Origin of the sequence: Magnetospirillum sp. SS-4 (genome assembly GCF_902729425.1) — a bacterium.
Taxonomy (GTDB): domain Bacteria; phylum Pseudomonadota; class Alphaproteobacteria; order Rhodospirillales; family Magnetospirillaceae; genus Phaeospirillum.
This window is the reverse complement of the sequence record NZ_CACVCH010000001.1, coordinates 374903-393688: the sequence shown is the minus strand read 5'-3', so window position 1 is coordinate 393688 and position 18786 is coordinate 374903. Positions and strand designations below refer to the sequence as shown.

Genomic DNA, 18786 nt, shown 5'->3' with positions numbered 1-18786 from the left:
GAGATTACCGAGATACGTTGGTCGGGCTTTCCTCTGCCGGAAATCTCGCTTAGTGTCGACACCAGGGGTTGAGGCGCTGGGACAGGGGTGACGATTCGGCATGCATCACGGTGCAGGCGCGGGTTCGACCGACGATGACTGGCGGCATCTGATCGAGGCGGTCGAGGAATTCGGCCAGGGCTTCACCGTGTTCGATCGCGACCTGCGGCTGGTCCTGTGCAACCGCCGTTTTCTTGAATTGCTTGATTTTCCCGCTGATTTCTCTCGGCGTGGCACCGATTTCGCCACCTTCATGCGCTACAACGTCGATCGCGGCGAATATGGTCCCGGCGACGGCGCCGCCCTGGTGGCCGAGCGGGTGGCGCAGGCCCGGCGATTCGAGCCCCATTGCTTCGAACGGACCCGGCCCGGGGGCGTCGTGATCCAGGTGCGGGGCGCGCCGCTGCCGAGCGGCGGCTTCGTCACCATCTATGCCGACGTCACCGGCCAGCGCCAAGCCGAGGAGGCCTTGCAGCGCCGCACCGAATACCTGCGCTCGGTCATCGACAACCTGCCCCAGGGCATCTCGGTGTTCGACGAGAACCTGCGGCTGAAATTCTGGAACGCCAATCTGCTGGACGTGCTGGGCCTGCCCGAGGAATCGGTCTATCCCGACGTGCCGTTCGACGATCTGATCATGATTCCCGCCTTGCGCGGCGAATACGGTCCCGGCGACCCGGCGGCGCATGTGCGGGCCAGGCGCGAACTGGCCATGCAGTTCCTGCCGCACCGCTTTGAACGGTCCCGCCCCACCGGCCGGGCCCATCTGGTGGAAGGTCGGCCCATGCGTCTGGGCGACAGCCTGATCGGCTTCGTCACCACCTATACCGACATCACCGACCGCATCTCCATCGAGCACGAGGTGCGCCGCAAGAACGACGTTCTCCAGACGGTGTTCGACAACATTCCCGGTGGAATCAGCCTGTTCGACAAGGATCTGCGCCTGGTGGCCTACAACGCCGAGTTCAAGCGGCTGCTGGACTTTCCCGACGAGTTGTTCGAGGACGGCGGCACCACCATGGCCGATCTGTTCCGCTTTAACGCCCGACGCGGCGAATACGGCACTGTCGATGTGGAGGAACACGTCAAGGGAATGCTGGAACGGGCCAGCCTGCGGCTGCCGCACAAGTTCGAGCGGGCACGGCCCAACGGGCTGGTGCTGGAAATTCGCGGCATGCCGCTGCCCGACGGCGGTTTCGTCAGCATCTACACCGACGTCACCGAGCGCAAGGCCGCCGAGGAGGAGATCAACCGGCTGGCCCGCTTCGATTCCCTGACCGGGCTGGCCAACCGCCACTCCCTGGAATCAAGGCTGGAACAGTCGCTGGCCGATTCCAGGCGCCACGAGACCCGCCTCGCCGTCCTGTTCCTCGATCTCGACCGCTTCAAGTCGGTCAACGACACCCTGGGCCATGCGGTCGGTGACGAATTGCTGATCGAGGTCAGCCGGCGGCTGCAATCCTGCGTGCGGGAATCCGACATCGTCGCCCGCCTGGGCGGCGACGAATTCGTGGTGGTGGTCAGCGATTTCGGCGATCCCGCCGACGTGGTGGTGATCCTGGACAAGATCATCGCCCAGGTGGGGGCGCCGGTGGTGGTGGGGCCGCATCGCCTGACCACGTCCACCTCCATCGGCATCGGGGTGTTTCCCGACGACGGCGGCGACCGCGCCACGCTGATGAAGAACGCGGACGTGGCCATGTATCACGCCAAGACGGCGGGGCGCGGCCGCTACCGCTTCTTCGACGAGACCATGAACACCTCGGTCAGGCGGCGGCTGGACTTCGAAACCGCCCTGCGCGGCGCCCTCGACCGCGACGAATTCGTCCTGCACTACCAGCCGCAGATGGATCTGGGCACCGGCGCGGTGGTCGGGGTCGAGGCGCTGATCCGCTGGAACCGGCCGGGCGAGGGGCTGATGCTGCCGGCGGCGTTCATTTCCATGGCCGACGAACTGGACCTGATGGACCCGATCGGGGCCTGGGTCATGACCCGGGCCATGCGCACGCTTGCCCACTGGCAATCCGTGACCGGCGGGCCGATCCGTCTGGCGATCAACGTCGGCGCGTCGCAGATCAGGCCGCGAACCCTGGCCGGTCTGGTCCGCGCCGGCCTGGCCGCCTCGGCGCTGGCGCCGGGCCTCCTGACCCTGGAGGTCGCCGAGCAGGCGGCCATGGCCGATCCCGAAGCGGTCCTGGCGGTGATGGCCGAGATCCGGTCGATGGGCGTCGCCCTCGCCATGGACGATTTCGGCACCGGCCCGACCTCGCTGCGGCACCTGAAGCAGTTTCCGCTGAGCTACCTGAAGCTCGACCGTTCGCTGACCGCCGACATGGACGGCGGTCCCGGCGCCGCCGCCCTGTGCGCCGCCGCCACCGCCCTGGCCCATTCCCTGGGCTGGACCGTGATCGCCGAGGGGGTCGAGACTCCGATTCAACTGGATTGCCTGCGGCGGATGGCCTGCGACGGCGCCCAGGGCTATCACCTCAGCCATCCGCTGCCCGAGAGCGCAGCCCTGTCTTTCATCCTGGACCGGAGCGGCCTCAGTGCTGCTCCCGCGTCGCGGTGAAGCGGACCATCTCGAAATCCTGCTGCGCCCGGTTGAGCTGCCAGGTGTTGCGCGCCAGATAGACGATGCCGCCGTCGCGGTCCTCGGCCATGTTGGATTTGTTGGCCTCCATGAACCGCTTCATGGCGGTCTCGTCGTCGCAGGCCACCCAGCGGGCGGTGACGAACGGGGCTTCCTCGAATCCGGCCTTGATGGAATACTCGCTTTCGATGCGGGTGGTCAGCACGTCGAATTGCAGGGCGCCGACCACGCCGACGATCCAGGTGGAACCGTCCAGCGGCTTGAACACCTGGCTGACGCCTTCCTCGGCCAGATCCTCCAGCGCCTTCTTCAACTGCTTGGCCTTCATGGGGTCGTCCAGGCGGACGCGGCGCAGCACCTCGGGCGCGAAGGTGGGAATGCCGAGGAAGTTGAGGTCCTCGCTTTCCGACAGGGTGTCGCCGATGCGAAGCTGGCCGTGATTGGGGATGCCCATGATGTCGCCGGGAAAGGCCTCTTCCGCCAGTTCGCGGTCGCGGGCCAGGAAGAACACCGGATTGACCAGGGCCATGACCTTGCCCGAACGCACATGCCTCAGCTTCATGCCACGCCGGAAGCGGCCCGAGCAGATGCGGAAGAAGGCGATGCGGTCGCGGTGGTTGGGGTCCATGTTGGCCTGGACCTTGAAGACGAAGCCGGTAACCTTGGCTTCGTCCGGTTCCACCAGCCGCTTGTCGGATTTGCGAGCCAGCGGCGCCGGCGCCAGCCGGCCGATGCCCTTCAGCAGTTCGGCGACGCCGAAGGTCTTGAGCGCGCTGCCGAAAAACACCGGCGTCATGTGGCCGGCCAGGAAGCTTTCCAGGTCGAATTCGGGATAGCCGCCCCGGACCAGTTCCACGTCCTCGCGCAGCTTGGCGGCGGCGGCGGCGCCCACCACCTCGTCCAGCTTGGGCGAATCCAGCGGCGCGTCCACCGCGATCTCGGCGATATGGTCGCCCCGGCCGGGGTCGAACAGGATGACCCGGTCGCGCACCAGATCGAACACGCCCTTCAGGTCGCGGCCCATGCCGATGGGCCAGGTCACCGGCGTGACGTCCAGCGCCAGGGTCTTTTCCACCTCGTGCAGCAGGTCGAAGGTGTCGCGGCCCTCGCGGTCGACCTTGTTGACGAAGGTGACGATGGGGACGTCGCGCAACCGGCAGACCTCGAACAGCTTCAGGGTCTGGGTCTCGATGCCCTTGGCGGCGTCCAGCACCATCACCGCCGAGTCCACCGCCGTCAGGGTGCGGTAGGTGTCCTCGGAAAAGTCCTCGTGGCCCGGGGTGTCCAGCAGGTTGAAGGTCAACCCCTCGTGCTCGAAGGTCATCACCGAGGCCGACACCGAGATGCCGCGCTCCTTCTCGATGGCCATCCAGTCGGAACGGGTTCGGCGCTGCTCGCCACGGGCGCGCACCGCGCCGGCAAGCTGGATGGCACCGCCGAACAGCAGCAGCTTTTCGGTCAGGGTGGTCTTGCCGGCATCGGGATGCGAGATGATGGCGAAGGTGCGCCGCAGCGCCAGGGCGTCGGACAATGTGCTCATGGCTGTGGGTTTTCGTCGGAACCGGGGCAAGAATCAAGAAGTTTGGCAGGACCGGCCGGAACGAAGAGGGGGTCCAGCCTCGCGGCTGGACCCCCTGCTGTCCGGATATCGGGGTGGCGGCCGTCTACGGCAGGACGATCTCGACCCGGCGGTTCTGCGGCTCGCGCACGCCATCGGGGGTCTTGACCATGGGCGAGCTTTCGCCCTTGGCGACGGTGATGATCTGGCCGGCGGGCACGCCCTGCCTGACCAGCTGGGCCTTGACCGCCTCGGCGCGCTTCAGCGACAGGGCCTGATTGTACTTGTCGCTGCCGGAGGTGTCGGTGTGGCCGGTCAGGTCGATGCGGGCGGCGCCGGTCGACTTGGCGGCGGCGGCGGCCTGCTGGATGACGCGGTCGGCCTCGGGAGTCACGGCGGCCTTGTCGAAGTCGAAGAACACGATGAAGTTCTTCGCCACCATGGGCTTGGGAGCCGGGGCGGGAGCGGGGGCCGCCACCGGCATCGGGGCGGGCGCGGGGGCCGGGGCGGCGACCGGCGGCGGGTTGAACTTGTAGGTAAAGCCGATCAGCACGGCATGGTCGCGGTATTCGCTGTCCAGGGCGGTGCCGTTGGCGGCCTTGGTCTCGTAATCCAGGGTGGCGAAGTAGCGGTACTGGGCCTTCAGCTCGACATCCTTGCTGACGTCATAGGCCAGGCCGGCGAAGCCCTGATAGGCGAACTGCCAGTCGTCGCCGGAATAGAGTTCGACGTTGTTGCGCTTGACCGAGCCGGCGTCGACCTGCGCGGCGCCGATGCCGGCGCCGACGAACGGATGCCAGCTGGACTGCGGCATGAAGTGGTAGAGGCCGTTGACCATGAGGCCGAGGGCGGTGGTGTCGCCGCTGCCCGAGGTGCCGCCGACCGTGTCGATGCCGCTGGAACGGTAGCTGAGTTCGCCTTCAAGGCGCCACGGGCCGAAGGCGTGGCCGATCTGGCCCTGGGTCAGCCAGCCGATGTCGGACTCGCTCTTGTAGCCGAGGCCGGTGCCGCTGTTGTCGGAATCCTGGAGGAACTGCGCGCCGGCGTCGAGGCCGACATACCACTGGGCCTGGGCCAGGGCGGGGACGGCGGCGATGGCCGTGGCGACGAGGAGCGTCTTGATGCTGCGCATGAGTCGAAATCCTTCCCGGACTTTTCGCGACGTGGAATTAGGTGATCCCTATGTACTAGAGCTTGCCGCCGTCAACAAGTCCCCCGCGGGTGCGCGCGATGCATTCCCGCCTCACTGTTGCTGCATGGCAACAGACGCGAAGCTCATGCCTGGGGCGGGGGCGACGCCTCGGCCACCACCATGTCCGCCTGGGCCTTCAGCCGGCGGAACGAGCGGGCGGCGAAGGGAATCGAGGTCAGGTAGGCGCACCCCACCAGCCCCAGGGTCAGCCACGGCTCGGTCACCAGGAAGGCCGCCGCCAGCCCTACCACCAGCAGGATCGGCAGGACCCATCCGTGGGGAATGCGCACCTTCTTGAACGAGAAGGTGGGCAGCTTGCTCACCATCAGGAACGACACGCCCATCAGGAACACCGCCACCACCAGGGGGCGGTCGAACAGGCCGTCGCCGAACTGGATGGTGAGGATCAGCGGCATCAGCACCAGCCCCGCCGCCGCCGGGGCCGGAACCCCGGTGAAGAAGTTGTAGGCGTAGGGCGGCAGGTCGGGCTCGCCGATCATGGTGTTGAACCGGGCGAGGCGGAGCGCGCAGCACACCGAGAACAGCAGCACCAGCGCCCAGCCGAAGCCGCCGGCCTCGCGCATCACCCAGAAATACAGCACCATGGCCGGGGCCACGCCGAAGCTGACGAAATCCGACAGGGAATCGAGTTCGGCGCCGAACTTGGAGGTCCCCTGGAGCAGGCGGGCGACGCGGCCGTCGAGGCCATCCAGGATGGCGGCCAGCACGGTGGCGATCACCGCCTCCTTCCACATGCCGTGGACGGCGAAGCGGATGGAGGTGAGGCCGGCGCACAGCGCCAGCATGGTCAGGATGTTCGGGATCAGCTTGTTGACCGACAGGCCGGGAATGCGTGGCGGACGCTTTGGCCTGAACATCAGCGAACCTCGCCCTGTCGCGGTCCCTCGGCGGAGGCGAGATCGGCCAGCACGGTCTCGCCGGCGATGATGCTCTGGCCCAGGGCGACCAGCGGCTGCACGCCCTCGGGCAGGTAGACGTCGACCCGCGAGCCGAAGCGGATCAGGCCGAAGCGCTGGCCGGCCCGGACCTCCTGCCCGTCCTTCAGGTCGCATTTGATGCGGCGCGCCACCAGACCGGCGATCTGGACGAAGGCGACGTCGCGGCCGTCGGCCAGGGCGAGACGGACCGACATGCGTTCGTTGTCGGAACTGGCCTTGTCCAGCGAAGCGTCGAGGAACTTGCCGGGCTGGTAGGCGGTCCTGACCACCTTGCCGTCCACCGGGACGCGGTTGATGTGGACGGAAAACACGCTCATGAACACCGAGACGCGCATCAGCGGCGCCTCGCCCATGTCCAGTTCCGGCGGCGGCGGCGCCATGCCCAGCAACTGCACGACGCCGTCGGCCGGGCTGATCACCAGCCCGTCGCGCACCGGCGTCACCCGGTCGGGGTCGCGGAAGAACCAGGCGCACCAGCAGGTCAGGATGGCGCCCAGCCAGCCGAGCGGCTCCCAAAGCTGCCCCAGCAGCAGCGCCGCCACGGCGAACAGCGCCACGAACGGCCAGCCCTCCCGGTTGACGGGGAACCACAGATACTTGGTCAGCGAGATTTCGTGAGCCTGCACGCGCAATTCTCCGGAGCGATGATCCCGCCGGTTCGGCGGGACAGACCACCTTATAGCGCCGGTCATTTGGAATTTCATCCCGAACGACGGCATGATAGTACTGTGCGCACGCCTTTTTCCCGACGGCAACAATGTCAAAAGCAAAAATGTTCACCCTGGGCGGCAAGGCCCTGCCCATCGATCTCCATACCGTCTGGACCGATGACGATGGCCGCCCGCTGTCCATGGGCGACGGCAATGTTCAGTTCGATTTCCGCTTTCGCGACGTCCTTTTCGCCGGCCGGATCGAGCAATCCGAGGGGCGGGCGCATCTGAAGCTGGTGGGCGACATGGGACCGATGCCGTTTTCGGCCGAAGCGCCGGCCGCCCGCGCCGGTCTCGCCCGCATCGTCGAGGCCGCCAACGCCCATCTGGGGGGGGCGCCGTTCCGGGTGACCCAGGGGCGCATCCTTCTGGGGGGCGATATCGAGGTTGCGGTGCCGGTGACGGCCACCGGCCTGATCGCCTCGGTGACCCTGTTCCTGCTGCCGAGCCTCGATTACGTCGACCTGATCGCGCTTTACGTCCGGCCGCCGCTGGCCGCCCGCCGGCCGGGAGACAGCGCGGTCCGGCCGGAATGGCGGCGGCAGCGGTAGAGCGGCGAGCCCCATATCTGAAGCACCCTGACGGAGTGGATTTGGCTCAGAATCGAGGCAAGGGGCGCCGAGCGTAGCCAGCGCTACGGTCAAGCCCGTTGCCGAAGGTAATGGGGCAAATCCGCCCGTCCCACGCATGCTCCGCATGCATTTTACCGTTTCAGATATGGGGCTCGACGCTCTAGGTGCGGTCAGCTGACCGGCCGCTCCGCGCCGCGGTTCAGCACCTCGTCCAGGCAGGCGCGCTCGGTGACCCCGCTTCCCGGCGGGCTGCGCACCGCGTAATGGGCGACGATGACGCCGTCCGTCTCCTTGTACAGGAACAGGTCGAGGGTGCATGTCCCCATCCGGTACTGCCATATCTCGGCCGGCGGGTCGCGGCGGCGGAAGCTTGGGGCTCCCAGCGCCCCTTCCACCTGAACCGCGTGCAGTCCCTTCAGTCGTTCGGGAGTGAGCGTCCGGCGGTCCACCGGCGGCGGCATGGCGGTGCGCTCGCCCGGTGGCGCGGCGGCGGCGGCCGGAGCGGACGGGTCGTCCCCGGTTGCCGGCGGCGATCCGCCGGGCGCGGCGCAGGCCGACAGGATCAGCAGCGACAGCGCGGCCAGGGGGCGGAAACGGGCGAGGCGGGCTGGGAACGTCATGGCGGCGATCATGGCCTGGACGGCCCGGTCCGCAATCCCTGGACCACATGCACCATGAAGGCGGCGGCGGTCACCGGCGCCGTCAGGTTCAGCAGCGGAATCTGGAACAACAGGTTGATGACGGCGCCGCACAGCCACAGCCGCCCCAGATTGTTGCGGAACAGCAGGCGGGCCTCGCCGGCCTCCATCCGCCGGCTGGCCACCAGCTCGAAATACTCGCGCCCCAGCAGATAGCCGTTGACGGCGTAGTTGAGGATGATGCCGAGGCCGACCAGCAGCAGCGCCACATAGACGGGGGCGGCGACCAGGGTGATGGCCACCATCACCAACAGGAAGCGGGTCGAGGCCAGCAACGCCTCCTTCCAGCCCAGCTGTCGCGCCGGCCCCAGGCCGGGATAATGCCGCTCCTCCACCAGGACCGCGACCTCGTCCAGCCAGAAGCTCATGACGAAGGTGGCGACGGCGGAAAAGAACAGCAGCGGCACCACCAGCGCGGCCAGTCCCAGCGCCACGTCCGAGCCGGTTTCGGCCCAGCTGTTCTCGAACAGGCTGACATGCCTCAGCACCAGGGTGGCGATGACCGCCAGGCCGATCCAGCAGGCCAGCGCCACCCCGACTCCCAGTTTCAGGATCCGGCGCAGGCGCGGATCGCTCCACTGGGCGAAGGCCTTGACGAGGGCGGACAGCATGGGGCGGACTCCGACGATTGGGCAGGCGGGAAATTCAATCACGACCGCCGCCGCCAGCCAAGAGGGTACGGGCGGTCTTCGGGCTCAGCGCCCGCCGCCGTCCAGCTTTTTTCGCACCATCAGCAGGTCGCGCCAGGCGTCGCGCTTGGCCTCGGGGGTGCGCAGCAGGTAGGCCGGGTGGAAGGTGGCCAGCACCGGCACCGGACGCGGCAGGCCGGGGGAATTGTATTCGAACCAGCGGCCGCGCAGGCGGTTGATGCCCTCGGCCTTGGCCAGCAGCGCCGAGGCGGCGGCACCGCCGAACAGGACCAGCATCTGCGGATCGACCAGTTCGATGTGGCGCGACAGGAAGGGCAGGCACACCGCCACCTCGTCCGGGCCGGGCTTGCGGTTGGCCGGCGGCCGCCACGGCACCACGTTGGTGATGTAGGCGGTGTCGCGATCCAGCCCGATGGAATTCAACATGCGGTCCAGCAGCTTGCCGCTCGCTCCGACGAAGGGGCGGCCCTGGCGGTCCTCCTCCTGTCCGGGGGCCTCGCCGATGCACATCACCGCGGCTTCCGGATTGCCGTCGGCGAAGACGGTGCTGGCGGCGGCGCGCTTCAGGGCCAGGCCGTCGAACCCCTCCAGCGCCACCCGCAGTTCGGCCAGGGAGGAACAGCCGGCGGCGATGTGGGCGGCGGTGCCGACGATGGCCGAGGCGGCGACGGCGGCGCTGGCCGGCGGCGCGTGATGGCGGTCGGGGACGGGATCCGGCGGCGGGGCGGAGGCCGGCCGCTGCTGCTGTTCGCGGGCGCGGCTGGAAACGGCGTAGCGGTCCACCGGCGTTTCGCCGATGGTTTCGTCGACGCCGGCCTCCAGGTACCAGCGCAGGATGTCGTGGGGGTGAAGGGCTCCGTCCATGAGCCGGAGGGTAGCATGGTGCCGCCGCTTCCGCGACCTCGGCGCATATTTTCGGTAAGCGCTTACCGATTTTGTGTCCAACCGGCCGCGCCGGGTATGCTATAGAGGCGACCTGTCTGTTTGGATCAAGAGGGGTACAGCCCCCTGGTCGATCTGGGAGTCGGGGTCGTCATGGAACGTGAGAGCATGGAATTCGATGTCGTGATCGTCGGTGGCGGCCCCTCGGGCCTGACCACGGCGATCCGGCTGAAGCAGATCAATCCCGAGCTGACCGTCTGCGTACTGGAAAAGGGATCGGAGATCGGCGCTCACATCCTGTCGGGCGCGGTGATCGAGACCCGGTCGCTGGCGGAACTGTTCCCCGACTGGAAGGAGCGGGAAGCCCCGCTGCTGACGCCGGCCGCCGACGACCGCTTCATGTTCCTGACGGAATCCAAGGCCATCCGCCTGATGACGCCGCCGCAGATGAACAATCACGGCAATTACATCGTGTCCTTGGGCAACTTCACCCGCTGGCTGGGCGCCCAGGCCGAGGCGCTGGGCGTCGAGATCTTCGCCGGCTTCGCCGCCGCCGAGGTGCTCTACCACGAGGACGGCTCGGTCAAGGGCGTCGCCACCGGCGACATGGGCATCGGCAAGGACGGCCAGCCCACCCACAACCATACGCCGGGCGTCGAGCTGTGGGCGCGCCAGACCGTGTTCGCCGAAGGCTGCCGCGGCTCGCTGACCAAGACCCTGTTCGAGCGCTTCGACCTTCGCGCCCATTGCGAGGACCAGACCTACGGCATCGGCATCAAGGAGCTGTGGGAGATCGATCCGGCCAAGCACAAGGCCGGCACCATCATCCATACCGTCGGCTGGCCGCTGGACACCAGCACCTATGGCGGCTCGTTCCTCTATCACCTGGAGAACAACCAGGTGGCGGTGGGCTTCGTGGTCGGCCTGGACTACGCCAACCCGCATCTGTCGCCGTTCGACGAGTTCCAGCGTTTCAAGACCCATCCCGCCATCCGTCCCACCTTCGAGGGCGGCCGGCGCATCTCCTACGGCGCCCGCGCTTTGTCCGAGGGCGGCTTCCAGTCGATCCCCAAGCTTTGCTTCCCCGGCGGCGTGCTGGTGGGCGACACGGCGGGTTTCCTCAACGTGCCCAAGATCAAGGGCACCCATACCGCCATGAAGTCGGCCATGGTGGCGGCCGAGGCGGTGGCCGAGGCCCTGGGTCACGAGGGCGGCTCCAATGAGGTGACCGCGTACCCCGAGCACCTGAGGAAGTCGTGGCTGTGGAGCGAATTGCACGAGGTCCGGAACATCCGCCCCAGTTTCCACTGGGGCCTGTGGGGGGGAATCGCCTATTCGGCGCTGGAGACCTATGTCTTCAGGGGCAAGGCGCCGTGGACGCTGCACCACCGTCCCGACCATCTGGCGCTTAAAAAAGCGTCGGACTGTCCGAAGATCGCATACCCGAAGCCGGACGGGGTGGTCAGCTTCGACAAGCTGTCGTCGGTGTTCATCTCCAGCACCAACCACGAGGAGAACCAGCCGGCGCATCTGCGCTTACGCGATTCGGCGGTGCCCGTCGCCATCAATCTCGAGCATTACGACGCCCCCGAACAGCGCTATTGCCCGGCCGGCGTCTATGAAATCGTCCGGAACGACGACGGTTCCAATCCGCGTCTCCAGATCAACGCGCAGAACTGCCTGCACTGCAAGACCTGCGACATCAAGGACCCGACCCAGAATATCAATTGGGTGGTTCCCGAAGGTGGCGGTGGACCGAACTATCCCAACATGTAAAGCTGTGGTCCGGGGCGCCCCCCTCTGGCCCCCCGGATTGTAGACGGAGCATATGGTGATATCGGTCGGACGTCTGTCGTGCATCGCGCTTGTCGCCGCCGCCCTGCTGGGCTGCGCGCCCCGTTCCGCGCCCCAGGCCGAGGCCACGGGCGGAATCGGGCTGGGCGGCGAGGGCGGGCTGGGGGCCTATCTCGCCGGGCGCTACGCCCAATCCCACGGCGACACCCGCTCGGCCGCCGAGTTCCTGCTGAACGCCGCCCGCCGCGACCCCGACAACACCGACCTGCAACAGCGCGCCTTCAGCCTGCTGCTGGCCGAGGGGCGGCTGGACGAGGCCATGCCCATCGCCGAGCGGCTGCTGATCATCGACGGCGATTCCGCCCTGCCCCTTCTCGCCGCCGGCCTGCGCGACGCCCGTGACGGACGCCTTGCTGCGGCGGAAAAGCGCTTCGCCGCCCTGCCGCAGAAGGGTATCAACGGTTTTCTCGGGCCGCTGCTGCTGGCCTGGACCCGCCAGGCCCAGAACGATCCCGACGGGGCGCTGAAACTGCTGAAGCCGCGTTCGGAAACCGCCAGCTTCGCCCCCATCTACGAGTTCCACGCCGGCCTGATCGCCGAGATGGCCGGGCGGCTCCAGCCGGCGGAAGGGCATTACGCCGCCGCCCTGGCCGGCCAGACCAGCGTGCGCACGGTGGAGGCGGTGGGCGGCTTCTTTCAGCGGACCGGCCGGATGGAGGCCGCCGCCCAGCTGTATCAGCGCTATCATGTCGAGCACAACGACCGTTCGCTGCTGGACGGCCGCCGCCAGATGGCCGCCGGGGCCGCCGTGGCTCGCGTGGTCTCCGACCCCATCCAGGGACTGGCCGAGGTGATGTTCGATACCGCCTCGCTGGTGCGCCAGGGCAACGCCCACGACCTCGCCCTGGTGTTCTCGCGCCTTGCCCTTGGCCTCCGGCCGGACTTTCCGCTGGCCCAATTGCTGGTGGCCGACACCCTGGGCCGCCAGCGGCGGCTCGCCGAGGCCAACGCCATCTACCGCGCCATCGACGGCAACAGCCAGGCGGCCGAGTTCGCCCGCCTGCGGCTGGCCTTCAACCTGGACGAGGCCGGCGATACCGACGGCGCCCTGTCCGAACTGCGCCGCCTGGCCAATGCCCGGCCCGATGCGTTCGAGCCGGTTCTGAGCCGGGGCGACATCCTGCGCCGCCACAAGCGTTACGCCGAGGCGGCCGAGGCCTACGACCAGGCCATCGAGCGTGCCGCCAGATCGGGCGAGCCCCCCAACTGGACGCTTCATTACGCCCGGGGAATGGCGCTGGAGCGGTCGAGGCAGTGGGCGCGGGCGGAGGCCGATTTCAAGGAGGCGCTGCGGCTCAAGCCGGATCAGCCCGATGTGCTCAACTATCTCGGTTACAGTTGGGTCGATCAGGGCGTCAACCTGGACGAGGGGCGCAAGCTGATCGAACGCGCCGTGCAGCAGCGTCCCAATGACGGGGCCATCGTCGATTCGCTGGGCTGGGCCTTCTACCGCACCGGCGATTTCCAGGCGGCGGTGAAGCACCTGGAGCGCGCCGTCGAGCTGAAGCCAGAGGATCCCACCATCAACGAGCATCTGGGCGACGCCCTGTGGCGGGTCGGCCGCGTCGACGAGGCCCGTTTCCAGTGGAACCGCGCCATGTCGCTGGACCCCGAGCCCGAGCAGATCGAGGCGCTGAGGGAAAAGATCTCCACCGGCCGGCTTCCGGCCGCGCCGGCCCGGTAGGTCGCCATGATCACCGTGTTCGCTCCCGCCAAGCTCAACCTGTCCCTGCATGTGACCGGCAAGCGCGCCGACGGCTATCACCTGCTGGACTCGCTGGTGGTGTTCGCCGGCGTCGGCGACACCCTGGAAATCGGCGAGGCCGACGGCCTGCGCCTGGAGGTGGCCGGCCCCACCGCCGGCCAGATTCCCGCCGAGGGCGAGAATATCGTCTTGAAGGCGGCGCGATTGCTGGCCGAGGCGGTCGGGACGGCCGGCGGCGCCGCCATTCGCCTGACCAAGCGGCTGCCGGTCGCGGCCGGCATCGGCGGCGGCTCGGCCGATGCCGCCGCCGCCCTGAAAGGCCTGATGCGGCTGTGGAACGTCGCCCTGCCCGACGACCGGCTGCGGGCGCTGGCGCTGGCCATCGGCGCCGACGTTCCGGTCTGCCTGGCCGGCGTTCCCACCCGCATGTCCGGCATCGGCGAGGTGCTGGAACCGGCTCCCGCCCTGCCGCCGGCATGGCTGGTGCTGGTCAATCCCATGGTGCCGCTGCATACCCCGGCGGTGTTCAAGGCCCGGACCGGGCCGTTCTCGCCCGCCGACCCGCTGACCGAATCCCCCGCCGACGCCGCCGGATTGGCCAGGGCGCTGGCGGCGCGGCGCAACGATCTGACTCCGGCGGCGGTATCCATCGAACCGGTGGTGGGCGAGATGCTGGTGGAACTGGCCGCGTCTTCCGGTTGTCTGCTGGCGCGCATGTCGGGGTCGGGGGCCACCTGCTTCGGCCTTTACGCCGGGCAGGCCGAGGCCGAGGCCGCCGCCGCCCGCTTGCGGGCGGCGCGGCCGGGCTGGTGGATCGCCCCCGCCGAACTGCTGGGGCGCTGAGGCCGGGGCGCTCAGGCCGTCCGCACCACCATGAACAGCCGACGGAACGGCAGCAGGGTCCGGCCGTCGGCCTGGGGCGGATAGGCGGCGCGGATACGGCGGGAATAGTCGGCCAGGAAGGCGTCGCGCCATTCCGGCCGGTCCTCCAGCGCCGCCAGTGCCGGCCGTAGCGCCGTTCCCATGGTCCAGGCCACCACCGGATTGTCGCCGTCGAGAACGTGCAGGTACTCGGTCTCCCAGATGTCGAGCGAGGCGGCCAGCGGTGTCAGCAGGTCGTAATAGAAGGCCGGCCCGGCCACCGGAAAGCGTCCGGCCAGAGGACCCAGCAGGTCGCGCCACGGCCCGGCGGCGGCGGCCTCGGCCATCAAGGCGTGGGAGGCGGCATAATGGTTGTGGGGCATCTGTACCGCCAGGACGCCGCCCGGCGCCACCATGCCCAGCAGGCGGGGAAACAGGGTGGCGTGATCGCCCAGCCAGTGCAGGGCGGCGTTGGAGAACAGCACGTCCACCGGTCCGGCCGCCCGCCACGATCCCATGTCGGCGAGGGTGTAGGCGACGCCGCCGCCCCCCGCCCGCGCCGTCTCCAGCATTTCGGGCGAGGAATCGACGCCGATCACCGCCGCGCCCGGCCAGCGCTGCTTCAGCAGGCGGGTGACGTTGCCGGTGCCGCAGCCGAGATCGACCACATGGGCCGGCGCCCCGGTCTCGATGCGGCCGATCAGGTCCAGCGCCGGCCGCAATCTCGGCTGGACGAAGGCGGAATACAGCGCCGGGTCCCAGGCCATGGCGGCCTCCGTGATCTCGTCAGTGCAGTTCGGCCCTGATCTGCTGGCGCAGCACGTCGATCGGCAGGAAGTCGTCGGCTCCGGCCTGGAAATGCCAGAAGGTCCAGCCATTGCAGGCCGGAGCCCCCTGGACCAGGGCGCCGACCTTGTGGATCGAGCCGCGATGGATATCGGTGATCAGGGTGCCGTCGGCGCGGACCTTGGCGACCTTGTCGTGCCGGCTGCCGCCGAACAGCAGGTCGCCGGGGGTGAGCAGGCCGCGTTCCAGCACCGTTCCGAACGGAATGCGGGGCTCGGAGCGTTTGGACGGAGTCAGCAGGACGGACGGATCGGACACGGGAATCACCTTGGCTATGCGGTCCTTGGCGGCGGCGATGTATTCGGGGTCGCGCTCGCAGCCGATGAAGTTGCGGCCCAGCTTCTTGGCCACGGCGCCGGTGGTGCCGGTGCCGAAGAAGGGGTCGAGGATGACGTCGCCCGGCCGGGTCGACGCCATCACCACCCGGTAGAGCAGGGATTCCGGCTTCTGGGTCGGGTGGGTCTTGCGCCCACCGCCATTCTTCAGCCGCTCGCCGCCGGTGCACAGCGGCAGCGTCCAGTCGCTGCGCATTTGCAGGTCGTCGTTCAGCGCCTTCATGGAATCGTAGTTGAAGGTGTAGCGGGTTTCGGCCGACTTGGCGCACCAGATCAGGGTCTCGTGGGCGTTGGTGAAGCGGGTGCCCTTGAAATTGGGCATGGGGTTGGACTTGCGCCAGACGATGTCGTTCAGCATCCAATAGCCCAGGTCCTGGAGGATGGCCCCCACCCGGAAGATGTTGTGATAGCTGCCGATCACCCACAGGGCGCCGTCGTCCTTCAGAACGCGGCGCGCCGATTTCAGCCAGGCGCGGGTGAAGGCGTCGTAGGCGGCGAAGTCGGAAAAGCGGTCCCACTCGTCATCGACCCCGTCGACCCTGGAATTGTCGGGCCGCAGCAGCTCGCCGCCCAACTGAAGATTGTAGGGCGGGTCGGCGAACACGAGGTCGACCGATTTGGGCGGCAGCGAGTCCATCATCGCGATGCAATCGCCAGCCAGAATGGTGTTGAGTGGCAGTGTCATGGGACTCAATTTGAGTCAAACATGAGAGTCCGTCAAGAACCTATTGAAATCACATGATTCATTGCTAGGGCTTGTGGTTATCCACAGGCTGGGGACCGCATATGTTGCGCCACCGGGGCGAACGAGCGGCGGTGATGAGGCGTCGGCCCCAGCCGTTTCAGGGCGTCGAGATGCTCGGCGGTGCCGTAGCCGGCGTTCCGTTCCCAGCCGTAGCCCGGACAGGCGAGGGCCAATTCCGCCATCAGACGGTCCCGGCGCACCTTGGCCACCACCGAGGCGGCGGCGATGGACAGCGACCGGGAATCGCCCCTGACGACGCAGTGTGCCGGGCAGCTCAGGCGGGGCGGCCGGTTGCCGTCCACCAGGGCATGGTCGGTGGCGCGGCCGAGGGCGTCATGGGCGCGGCGCATGGCCAGCAGGGTGGCTTGCAGGATGTTGATGGAATCGATCTCGTCCACCGAGGCCTCGCCGAAGCCGATCACGGCAACCTCGGGCAGCAGCGCCGCCAGTTCCTCGCGCAGCCGTTTGGACAGCGCCTTGGAATCGTCGAGCCGTTCCAGCAGCCGCGCCGGCAGGCGGTCGCGGTGAAGAATCACCGCCGCCGCGATCACCGGCCCGGCCAGCGGCCCCCGCCCGACCTCGTCGATGCCGGCGACGATTCCGCCCAGTTGGGTCTCAAGGCCGAGGTCGGGCATCGTCGTCCCTCTTGCGGGGGAGCCGCCCGGCCAGCCGCCGGGTACGCCGCGCCAGCCGCGCCACGGTCTGGGCGTCCTCGCCATAGAGTCTCGCCATCAGTTCCCGGAACGACCCCACTCGCACCACCGCCACCCGGTGCATGCGGCGCATGGTGAACAGCCAGAACGGCGACAGCACCAGCGACAGCACGGTGACCGCCACCACCAGCTTGGTTTCCTGGGCGGTGATCAGGCGGGCGGCCTTGCCGGTTTCGGCCAGCAGGAACGAGAACTCGCCGATCTGCGCCAGGGCGACCCCGGCCAGGAAGGCGCTGGGCCAGTCCTGGCGCAGCAACCGCAGGGCGGCGACGTTCAGCGCCGTCTTGAACAGCGTCACCAGCCCCAGCAGCAACAGCACCGCCCCCAGGTTCTTCCAGATGAACCGGAAGTCCAGCAGCAGTCCGATGGACAGGAAGAACACCATCAGCAGCACGCTTTTGACCGGCTGGGCGCGCTTCAGCAATTGCTCGCTCTGGGCGGAATTGCCGAGAACCAGCCCGGCCAGGAAGGCGCCATAGGCCGGCGACAGGTTGGAGATGCCGGCCAGCGCCGCCGCGCCGAAGCACCAGGTCAGGGCGACCAGCGTCGCCAGATCGGAATCGTTGGCCAGCCGCGCCGTCAGCGGTAGGGTCAGGCGGCGGCGCGACAATCCCCAGAACAGCAGCGCCAGGATCAGCACCGACAGCACCACCCGGCCGGCGTCCAGGGGTTCGATGGCGCGGCTCTCCATGGTCTCCAGCACCAGCATCATGGGGACCACCGCCATGTCCTGGGCGATCAGGATGGCGATCGTGGTGCGGCCCACCGGGGTATCCAGCTCGTCCGAGCCTTCCAGGACCTTGATCACCACCGCGGTCGACGAGATGGCGACCGCGCAGCCCAGCACCATGGCCATGCCCAGGCTCCAGCCCATCAGGTGGCGCAGCAGCAGCGCCGCCCCGACGCTGCCGGCGATTTGCAGCAAGGTGACCACCAGGGCGGTCTTCCACACCGCCATGAAGCGCCGCAGGTCCAGCCGCATGCCGACCACGAACAGCAGCATCAGCACGCCGAACTCGGCCAGGGTGGCGATGGCGTCGCGGTTGCTGACCAGGGCGAGGCCGCTTGGTCCCAGCACCACGCCGGCCAGGATATAGCCGACGATGGCCGGCTGGCGCAGCCGGGCCATCAGGCCGCCGCACAGCAGCGCCGCCATGATGACGATGGCGGCGGCGGTCAGGTCGGGATGGTGAATGTCCATGGCGGTCCCTTGTCACATCCGGCCCCGGGGTATAGGGGCCGGATGTGGCGGGAGTGTGGTGGAAAAGGGCCTACTGAATCAGCCAGCGGTTCAGGTACGACCCGATCAGCTGGGTCATCTGCTCGTCGATATCCTTGGCCAGCGCCTCGCTGATTTCGTGCTGGGCCTGGTCGCGCTGATTGAGCGTGGCGCCCTCGACCAGGGTGCGCGAGCGGGTGGCGCGGGCGACGGTCTCGCCGACCACCATGTGGCGGGCGTCGAGAACCTGGACCGCCACTTCCAGGCTGCCCTCGTAGCGCAGTTCCTGTTCCTTCTTGAAGGCGCCGGTCAGGCCCGTGTCGGTGGCGAGGCCGGTCTCGGTCAGCTTGGCGTCCTTGATAACCACCCGGGCGGTTCCGGCGCGGCCCATGGGCTTCAGGCGGTCCTGGGCCCAGCGCTGCGCCGCCGTGGCCGGCGAGGTCTGCATCAGGTGCTCGATATTGGGGGCGCGGCCGGGAGAGACGTATTCCGACACGATCTCCATCTGGCCGACATCGAGATGGAACGGGCGCAGGTGGGTGAAGCTGATTTCAGGCAGCTTCTGCATGGGGGGGGCTGCGTTCTGGCAGGCGGAGGCAGTCAGGGTGGCCGCCACGACCACCATCAGGCGGAGATGCCGAGCGATCATCGGTCTGGG

The 18786-nt window shown here is 68.3% G+C and carries 17 protein-coding genes; 5 read left to right on the top strand and 12 right to left on the bottom strand.

All coding sequences use genetic code 11. The features are described from left to right. Positions 1 to 100: 100 nt before the first annotated feature. Positions 101 to 2608: a PAS-domain containing protein gene (locus MTBSS4_RS01905; protein ID WP_173981687.1), complete on the top strand. Its 2508-nt coding sequence runs from the start codon at positions 101 to 103 to the stop codon at positions 2606 to 2608. Here the strand turns inward: MTBSS4_RS01905 and MTBSS4_RS01900 are convergent. The 4 genes from MTBSS4_RS01900 to MTBSS4_RS01885 all read right to left on the bottom strand — a co-directional run bounded on the left by MTBSS4_RS01900 (position 2583) and on the right by MTBSS4_RS01885 (position 6964). Then, on the bottom strand, positions 2583 to 4169 hold the full coding sequence (locus tag MTBSS4_RS01900) for a peptide chain release factor 3 (protein ID WP_173981686.1): 1587 nt from the start codon (positions 4167 to 4169) through the stop codon (positions 2583 to 2585). The genes MTBSS4_RS01905 and MTBSS4_RS01900 overlap by 26 nt on opposite strands. Positions 4170 to 4293: 124 nt before the next feature. Then, positions 4294 to 5319 (bottom strand): OmpA family protein, encoded by a 1026-nt coding sequence (locus tag MTBSS4_RS01895; RefSeq protein ID WP_173981685.1) that lies wholly within the window; start codon positions 5317 to 5319, stop codon positions 4294 to 4296. Between the two features lie 143 nt (positions 5320 to 5462). Beyond that, positions 5463 to 6257 carry a CDP-diacylglycerol--serine O-phosphatidyltransferase gene (gene pssA / locus MTBSS4_RS01890; protein WP_173981684.1) on the bottom strand — a complete coding sequence of 265 codons (795 nt, stop codon included), beginning with the start codon at positions 6255 to 6257 and terminating at the stop codon, positions 5463 to 5465. Further along, positions 6257 to 6964 carry a phosphatidylserine decarboxylase gene (locus MTBSS4_RS01885; RefSeq protein ID WP_254432327.1) on the bottom strand — a complete coding sequence of 236 codons (708 nt, stop codon included), beginning with the start codon at positions 6962 to 6964 and terminating at the stop codon, positions 6257 to 6259. Before MTBSS4_RS01885 ends, pssA begins: the two co-directional genes overlap by 1 nt. 131 nt (positions 6965 to 7095) lie before the next feature. On the opposite strand from MTBSS4_RS01885, the gene MTBSS4_RS01880 reads away from it, so the two are divergent. Then, positions 7096 to 7599 carry a hypothetical protein gene (locus MTBSS4_RS01880; protein WP_173981682.1) on the top strand — a complete coding sequence of 168 codons (504 nt, stop codon included), beginning with the start codon at positions 7096 to 7098 and terminating at the stop codon, positions 7597 to 7599. A 191-nt stretch (positions 7600 to 7790) separates the two neighbouring features. On the opposite strand, the gene MTBSS4_RS01875 is transcribed toward MTBSS4_RS01880, so the two are convergent. From MTBSS4_RS01875 to MTBSS4_RS01865, 3 genes are all read right to left on the bottom strand, one after another. Next, a complete protein-coding gene (locus MTBSS4_RS01875; protein ID WP_173981681.1) occupies positions 7791 to 8240 on the bottom strand; it encodes a hypothetical protein in 450 nt (149 codons plus the stop codon). Between the two features lie 8 nt (positions 8241 to 8248). Continuing rightward, positions 8249 to 8929, bottom strand: a complete 681-nt coding sequence (locus tag MTBSS4_RS01870) for an EI24 domain-containing protein (RefSeq protein WP_173981680.1) — start codon at positions 8927 to 8929, stop codon at positions 8249 to 8251. Between the two features lie 84 nt (positions 8930 to 9013). After that, complete coding sequence (locus MTBSS4_RS01865; RefSeq protein ID WP_173981679.1) at positions 9014 to 9832, bottom strand: uracil-DNA glycosylase family protein; 819 nt, start codon at positions 9830 to 9832, stop codon at positions 9014 to 9016. Positions 9833 to 10003: 171 nt separating this feature from the next. Here MTBSS4_RS01865 and MTBSS4_RS01860 point away from each other — a divergent pair, with 171 nt between their 5' ends. From MTBSS4_RS01860 to MTBSS4_RS01850, 3 genes are read left to right on the top strand one after another with little or no spacing between them, the layout of a single operon-like run. Continuing rightward, entirely contained in the window at positions 10004 to 11626 is a 1623-nt protein-coding gene (locus MTBSS4_RS01860) for an electron transfer flavoprotein-ubiquinone oxidoreductase (RefSeq protein WP_173981678.1), read from the top strand. Between the two features lie 52 nt (positions 11627 to 11678). Continuing rightward, entirely contained in the window at positions 11679 to 13388 is a 1710-nt protein-coding gene (locus MTBSS4_RS01855) for a tetratricopeptide repeat protein (protein WP_173981677.1), read from the top strand. A 6-nt stretch (positions 13389 to 13394) separates the two neighbouring features. After that, entirely contained in the window at positions 13395 to 14252 is an 858-nt protein-coding gene (locus tag MTBSS4_RS01850) for a 4-(cytidine 5'-diphospho)-2-C-methyl-D-erythritol kinase (RefSeq protein ID WP_173981676.1), read from the top strand. A gap of 11 nt (positions 14253 to 14263) precedes the next feature. Here MTBSS4_RS01850 and MTBSS4_RS01845 read toward each other — a convergent pair whose 3' ends face one another. The 5 genes from MTBSS4_RS01845 to MTBSS4_RS01825 form a co-directional block, all read right to left on the bottom strand. Then, the gene (locus MTBSS4_RS01845) at positions 14264 to 15037 is read right to left on the bottom strand and encodes a methyltransferase domain-containing protein (protein WP_173981675.1); all 774 of its coding nucleotides are present in this window, start codon (positions 15035 to 15037) and stop codon (positions 14264 to 14266) included. A 19-nt stretch (positions 15038 to 15056) separates the two neighbouring features. Then, positions 15057 to 16136 carry a site-specific DNA-methyltransferase gene (locus tag MTBSS4_RS01840; protein ID WP_173981674.1) on the bottom strand — a complete coding sequence of 360 codons (1080 nt, stop codon included), beginning with the start codon at positions 16134 to 16136 and terminating at the stop codon, positions 15057 to 15059. Positions 16137 to 16213: 77 nt separating this feature from the next. Beyond that, positions 16214 to 16831: a ribonuclease HII gene (locus tag MTBSS4_RS01835; RefSeq protein WP_173981673.1), complete on the bottom strand. Its 618-nt coding sequence runs from the start codon at positions 16829 to 16831 to the stop codon at positions 16214 to 16216. Next, on the bottom strand, positions 16812 to 18110 hold the full coding sequence (gene magA, locus MTBSS4_RS01830; protein WP_173981672.1) for an iron transporter MagA: 1299 nt from the start codon (positions 18108 to 18110) through the stop codon (positions 16812 to 16814). Before magA ends, MTBSS4_RS01835 begins: the two co-directional genes overlap by 20 nt. 70 nt (positions 18111 to 18180) lie before the next feature. Then, positions 18181 to 18777, bottom strand: coding sequence for a hypothetical protein (locus MTBSS4_RS01825; RefSeq protein WP_173981671.1), 597 nt, complete (start codon positions 18775 to 18777; stop codon positions 18181 to 18183). Between the last annotated feature and the right edge of the window lie 9 nt (positions 18778 to 18786).